This is a genomic window from Bacteroides rodentium JCM 16496 (genome assembly GCF_000614125.1).
GTDB lineage: Bacteria > Bacteroidota > Bacteroidia > Bacteroidales > Bacteroidaceae > Bacteroides > Bacteroides rodentium.
Window position 1 is genome coordinate 1 of the sequence record NZ_BAKJ01000086.1, and the last position, 6,819, is coordinate 6,819.

Annotated in this window: 3 protein-coding genes and 2 pseudogenes; all 5 read left to right on the forward strand. The window is 49.4% G+C overall.

What is annotated here, in order from left to right; genetic code table 11:
- The first annotated feature begins 7 nt into the window (after window positions 1-7).
- Window positions 8-1,010 (forward strand): annotated as a pseudogene (locus tag JCM16496_RS20060) (glycoside hydrolase family 43 protein).
- Between the two features lie 284 nt (window positions 1,011-1,294).
- A pseudogene (locus JCM16496_RS20065) lies at window positions 1,295-2,529 on the forward strand (glycoside hydrolase family 125 protein).
- A gap of 9 nt (window positions 2,530-2,538) precedes the next feature.
- Window positions 2,539-4,596, forward strand: coding sequence for a beta-L-arabinofuranosidase domain-containing protein (locus JCM16496_RS20070; protein WP_025836317.1), 2,058 nt, complete (start codon window positions 2,539-2,541; stop codon window positions 4,594-4,596).
- Between the two features lie 78 nt (window positions 4,597-4,674).
- Window positions 4,675-5,763, forward strand: a complete 1,089-nt coding sequence (locus JCM16496_RS20075) for an acyltransferase (RefSeq protein WP_025836318.1) — start codon at window positions 4,675-4,677, stop codon at window positions 5,761-5,763.
- Between the two features lie 24 nt (window positions 5,764-5,787).
- Window positions 5,788-6,819, forward strand: a 1,032-nt coding sequence (locus tag JCM16496_RS20080) for a C1 family peptidase (RefSeq protein WP_025836319.1), incomplete at its 3' end; no start/stop codon positions are given.

The window sequence follows — 6,819 nt, forward strand, 5'->3', positions numbered from 1 at the left end:
ATTTACCATGAAATTTAAGAAACTTACTATTTACTGCTTGGCATTGTTTTGTTCCTCTTCTTCTCTTTATGCGCAATCTGGTGGAGAATCACAGAAGAAACGTAGCGGCAATCCGATTTTTCCCGGTTGGTATGCCGACCTGAGGGGGTAGTGCTGGACGGAAAGTTCTGGATTTATCCTACATATTCCGCTCCTTATGATGAACAGACTTTTATGGATGCCTATTCTTCGCCCGACTTGGTGCATTGGACCAAACATCCACGCGTGCTTTCAAAGGAAAATATCCCATGGTTGCGCCGCGCTTTGTGGGCGCCGGCTGTCATCGAGCCAATGGCCGCTATTATCTTTTCTTCGGAGGGAATGACATACAGAACAACTCTGAGATTGGCGGTATCGGTGTGGCTGTGGCAGACAACCCGGCAGGTCCTTTCAAAGATGTGCTGGGCAAGCCCTTGATTGATAAAATTGTGAATGGCGCACAGCCCATCGACCAGTTTGTGTTCCGCGATGACGATGGCACTTACTATATGTACTATGGCGGATGGGGGCATTGCAATATCGTGAAACTGTCTCCCGATTTACTTGGTATCGTTCCTTTTGATGATGGTACAGTCTATAAAGAGGTGACTCCTCAGGACTATGTAGAAGGACCTTTCATGTTGAAACGTAACGGAAAGTATTACTTCATGTGGTCGGAAGGCGGTTGGGGAAGCCCGGACTACCGTGTGGCCTATGCCATTGCCGACTCTCCTTTCGGACCGTTCCATCGCGAGGGAATCATTCTTCAGCAGGATGCCGATGTAGCTACCGGTGCCGGACATCATTCAGTGGTACGTGGAAAAGGTAAGGACGAATGGTACATCATTTACCACCGTCGCCCGTTGGGAGAAACGGCAGCAAACAGCCGTGCCACCTGCATTGACCGGATGTACTTTGACAAAAAAGGAAAGATAAAACCGGTACGCATGACTTTTGAGGGAGTGAAAGCTACCAAAACTCCACTTGACTAATAGCAATTTTAAATTCAAATTTATATAGAAGAAATATGATTCTTAATTCCAAAAAGATTTGTTTCAGTCTTGTTCTGGCTGCAGCTACCGGTATGGTTCAGGCTGCCAACAGTAGCCGCCTTCTTGCCGATGCGGGCTTTGTGTCCGTGCAGGACAATACGGCATATGCCGGTAACTATACCTCTAACCGTCCTAAAGAGAAACAACGCCTTTTCCGTTCCAATGCCGTGGAGAAAGAGATTGCCCGTGTACAGAAACTTTTGAAGAACCGCAAGCTTTCCTGGATGTTTGCCAACTGTTTTCCCAATACGCTGGATACTACTGTACACTTCCGCAAAGGTAGCGATGGAAAGCCTGATACTTTTGTATATACGGGTGACATCCACGCCATGTGGTTGCGTGACTCAGGGGCGCAAGTATGGCCATATGTGCAGCTTGCCAACAACGACCCGAAACTGAAAGATATGCTGGCCGGTGTTATTCTGCGCCAGTTCAAGTGTATCAATATAGACCCATATGCGAATGCTTACAACGACGGTGCGCTGCCCGATGGACATTGGATGAGCGACCTTACCGACATGAAGCCCGAACTGCATGAGCGCAAGTGGGAAATTGATTCACTTTGCTATCCTTTGCGGTTGGCTTATCACTACTGGCAGGTGACGGGTGACACTTCTGTTTTCGGTGCTGAATGGCTGGAAGCTATCCGTAACATTTATACAACTTTTTGTCAGCAGCAACGCAAAGAGGGTGTCGGTCCTTACAAATTTCAACGCAAGACGGAGCGTGCGCTCGATACGCTGAACAATGACGGCCTGGGTGCTCCTGTCTGCCCGGTAGGACTTATCGTGTCCTGCTTCCGCCCGTCGGACGATGCCACAACGCTTCAGTTCCTTGTGCCTTCCAACTTCTTTGCTGTCACTTCCTTGCGCAAGCTGCCGAGATTCTGGAAACAGTGAACAAGGAGACCGCTTTGGCTGCCGACTGCCGTGCCTTGGCCGATGAGGTGGAGGTGGCTTTGAAACGCTATGCAACCTACAATCATCCTGAATTCGGCACTATTTATGCTTTCGAAGTCGATGGTTTCGGCAATCATCTGCTGATGGACGATGCCAATGTGCCCAGTTTGCTTGCCATGCCCTATTTGGGAGATGTAGACGTTAATGACCCCATTTATCAGAATACCCGCCGTTTTGTGTGGAGCGACAGTAATCCTTATTTCTTCAGCGGCAAAGCCGGTGAGGGTATCGGCGGACCGCATATCGGCTATGACATGGTGTGGCCCATGAGCATTATGATGAAAGCTTTCACAAGCCGGGATGATGCCGAAATCAAAACTTGCATCAAGATGCTGATGGATACGGATGCCGGTACTGGCTTTATGCATGAATCGTTTCATAAGGATGATGCAACCAACTTCACCCGCCCTTGGTTTGCCTGGCAGAACACTCTTTTCGGTGAGTTGATATTGAAGTTGGTTAATGAGGGGAAGGTGGATTTATTGAATAGCATTGATTAAGATATAATCATGAGGAACTTATATACATGGGTGGCTGCCTTCCTTTTTGTGGCATTGGCAATTTCGGTTACGGCTTGTACTTCTGTCCCTTCTGTCGGTACGGTGACGGTGGTGGACCGACCGGATATACATGCTGTCAATGCCAATTATATGGGTTACCGTGCCCCGCTTCGTCCGTTGAACTTTATAAAATTGCCGGTAGGCAGCATTCGCCCTGAGGGTTGGGTAAGGAAATTTCTGGAGTTGCAGCGCGATGGCCTGACCGGACATTTGGGGGAAATCAGCGCTTGGTTGGAAAAGGATAACAATGCCTGGCTTACGACCGGTGGGGACCATGGTTGGGAAGAAGTTCCCTATTGGCTCAAAGGGTATAGTAGTTTGGCATATATTCTGAATGATCCGAAGATGATAGAAGAAACCGAATACTGGATTGAAGGCGTATTTGCCAGCCGCCAGCCGGACGGTTATTTCGGTCCGGTCAACGAACGCAATGGGAAGCGCGAACTTTGGGCACAGATGATTATGCTTTGGTGCCTGCAATCTTATTACGAGTATTCTCAAGACCAGCGTGTCATAGACCTGATGACAAACTACTTTAAATGGCAGATGACGGTTCCCGACGACCTGCTTCTGGAAGACTTTTGGGAGAACAGTCGTGGAGGTGATAACATCATCAGTATCTACTGGCTTTACAGTCATACGGGAGATGCTTTTTTGCTCGAATTGGCCGAAAAGATTCATCGCAACACTGCCGACTGGACTCAATCGACCTCTTTGCCCAACTGGCACAACGTAAACATTGCCCAATGTTTCCGTGAGCCTGCCACTTATTATATGCAGACCGGTGATTCTGCCATGCTGAAAGCCTCTTATAATGTCCATCGGCTGATTCGTCGTACTTTCGGGCAGGTGCCCGGCGGCATGTTCGGGGCGGATGAGAATGCCCGTTTGGGATATATCGATCCCCGGCAAGGGGTGGAAACCTGCGGGCTGGTTGAGCAGATGGCTTCCGATGAAATTATGCTTCGCATGACGGGCGATCCCTTGTGGGCCGAGCATTGCGAAGAAGTGGCATTTAACTCTTATCCTGCAGCTGTGATGCCGGACTTTAAAGCGCTGCGCTACATCACTTGCCCGAACCATGTCGTCAGTGATTCCAAGAATCATCATCCGGGCATCGACAACCGCGGACCGTTTCTTTCGATGAATCCTTTCAGCAGTCGTTGCTGCCAGCACAATCATGCACAAGGCTGGCCTTACTTTGCCGAACATCTGGTTTTGGCAACTCCCGACAATGGAGTGGCAACGGCTCTTTATGCAGCTTGCAAGGCTGTAGTGAAAGTAGCTGCTGGAAAGGAAATCACTTTGCACGAAGAGACGAATTATCCTTTTGAGGAAGACATCCGTTTTTCTGTCTCTACCGAGGAAAAAGTCACCTTTCCGTTTTATTTCCGAATCCCTTCATGGACTCAAAAAGCGAAAGTGCGCGTGAATGGTGAGGAAGTAGGTGCGGTTCCCGTGGCAGGAAAGTATCTCTGCATCCATCGCGAGTGGTCGGATGGGGACTGCGTGGAATTGACGTTCCCGATGTCTTTGTCCATGCGCACCTGGCAGGTCAATAAGAACAGCGTAAGTGTGGATTACGGTCCTCTCACGCTCTCTCTTAAGATTGCAGAGAAATATGTAGAGAAGGACAGCCGCGAAACAGCCATCGGTGATTCTAAATGGCAGAAAGATGCTGACCCTCAAAAATGGCCCACTACTGAGATATATCCCGGCAGCCCTTGGAATTATTCTCTGGTGTTGGACAAGACGGAACCCTTGAAGCATTTCGAGGTAATCCGTAAATCATGGCCGGCTGACGACTACCCTTTTACGGTGGCCAATGTACCTTTGGAGGTGAAGGCTGTCGGTCGATTGGTTCCCGCATGGAAAATAGATGAAACCGGGTTGTGTGGTGTGTTGCCCGAAGAAGATGTAGCGAGAGGCGATAAAGAAGAAATCACACTCATCCCTATGGGAGCTGCGCGGTTAAGGATATCTGCGTTCCCGAATACAAGAGAATAAATTGATGAATGATTCGAATAGGGTGAAGCACTGACACTTTTAACTCTTGATTCGCATAAATAGAAAACTTGAAATAAAATGAAACGCATTGCTTTTTTGGATTATGTGCGCGTGTTTGCGTGCTTCTTGGTCATGTTGGTTCATGCCAGCGAGAATTTTTATGGAGCTGCCGGCTCTACGGACATGGCAGGACCGCAGTCTTTCCTTCAGAACGAGGCGGATAGGTTGTGGGTATCTATTTACGATGGCTTTTCACGTATGTCTGTACCTTTGTTTATGATTGTTTCGGCCTATCTGCTTGCGCCGATGAAGCAGGGACAAAGCTGTTGGCAGTTTTACCGCAAGCGTTTTCTGCGTATTCTGCCGCCCTTTGTTTTTTTCATGGTGCTGTATAGCACGCTGCCCATGTTGTGGGGACAGATAGATGGGACACAATCGCTGAACGACCTTTCACGCATTTGGCTGAACTTTCCTGCGCTTGCCGGACACTTCTGGTTCATGTATCCGTTGATAGGTCTTTATCTGTTTATTCCGGTCATATCGCCATGGTTAGAGAAGGTTTCGGCCAAAGAAGAGCGTTTCTTCATCGGGCTGTTCCTGATCTCCACTTGTATGCCTTTCCTCAACCGTTGGTTTGGCGAAGTGTGGGGACAGTGTTTCTGGAACGAGTATCACATGCTGTGGAACTTCTCGGGCTATTTGGGCTATCTTGTGTTGGCGCATTATATCCGCGTGCATCTCACTTGGGGGCGTTCCTTGCGTCTGCGGGTCGGTTTTCTGCTGATGCTGGTTGGTGCGGTTGCCACTATAGGGTCGTTCTATGTTCAGGCAGTTCCGGGAGTGCTTCATGATACGCCGGTCATTGAGGTGGCTTGGGCATTCTGCACCCTTAATTGCGTGGTGTTGACGACAGGTGCGTTCTTGATGTTCAGTTGCATCAGCATTCCTCAACCTCCGCGTATCATTGCCGAAATGTCGAAACTCAGCTACGGCATGTTCCTTATGCACATTTTCTGGCTTGGCTTGTGGGTGTCGGTGTTTAAGTCTACATTGGGATTGCCCACTGTGGCAGCCATTCCGGTTATAGCGATATGTACGTTTATCAGTTGTTTCGTGGCAACCAAGCTCATCTCGTTGATACCGGGGAGTAAATGGATTATCGGGTAGAGATGGTAATAACTAAGATTATATATGAATAGGTTGCTCATTCTTTTATGCCTTTCCCTCGCTCTGTCCGCCTGTTCACGTACGGAAAAGAGGTTGGAGGCGCATGTTTTCGTTTCTGATTCAGTGTGTGCCCACACCCCGGTGCTGAACCAGGGTCGTACTTCTACCTGCTGGGCTTATGCCTCAGCCTCTCTGCTGGAGTCTGACTGGCTGGCAGGGCATCCCGGAGATACGGTGCGCCTGTCGCCTATGTACATGGTCAGGCAGAAATACTTGAATCAGTTTGATGCTTATTACTATTCTTGCGGCAGAGAAGAGATTAGGAATGGTGGGCTGGGACATTCTTTCCTCCGGGTGTTGGAGGAAGACGGTGTGCTGCCGTTGGAGGCATATCGGGGACGCCAACCGGGAAGTAAAAGACATGACCATGGGGCGTTGCTGAAGCAATTGAAGAAGCTGGCCGGGGAAGCTGTGAAGCATCGCGACCTCCCCGGTTACAGAGAACGTGCTGTAGCTCTGCTGGACGAGCAGATGGGGGCGGTACCCGATTCGTTTCTCTATCGTGGCAGGAGTTATACTGCCCGCTCGTTTGCCGACTCGCTTCACTTCAAGGCGCAGGATTATGTGCAGTTGACGAGCTTCACGCATCATCCTTTTCATACCTCTTTTATATTGGAAGTACCGGACAACTGGGAGCATCAGTCTTACTACAACCTTCCGTTGGACGAGCTGGAGCAGGTGGTGCGCCGTGCTTTGTCTGTAGGCAAGACGGTGGCTTGGCATGGAGATGTGAGCGAAGATACTTTCGGCTCGCGTCAGGGGATGGCTCTTTGGCCGCAGCATCCGGTGACACAGGAAATGCGGCAGCATGAGTTCGAACGCTTCCTTACTACAGACGACCACATGATGCATCTCGTCGGTACGGCGCACGATGAGGCGGGACACTTTTACTATCTCTTGAAGAATTCGTATGGAAGATATGGCGCCTATGCCGGCATGCTCTACATGTCCGAGGATTATTTCAGGGCAAAGACTGTCTCGGTTTTACCTAAAGTC

Coding starts and splice junctions, on each gene's coding strand:
- JCM16496_RS20070 (WP_025836317.1), top strand. CDS start 2,539: ATGAGGAACTTATATACATGGGTGGCTGCCTTCCTTTTTGTGGCATTG.
- JCM16496_RS20075 (WP_025836318.1), top strand. CDS start 4,675: ATGAAACGCATTGCTTTTTTGGATTATGTGCGCGTGTTTGCGTGCTTC.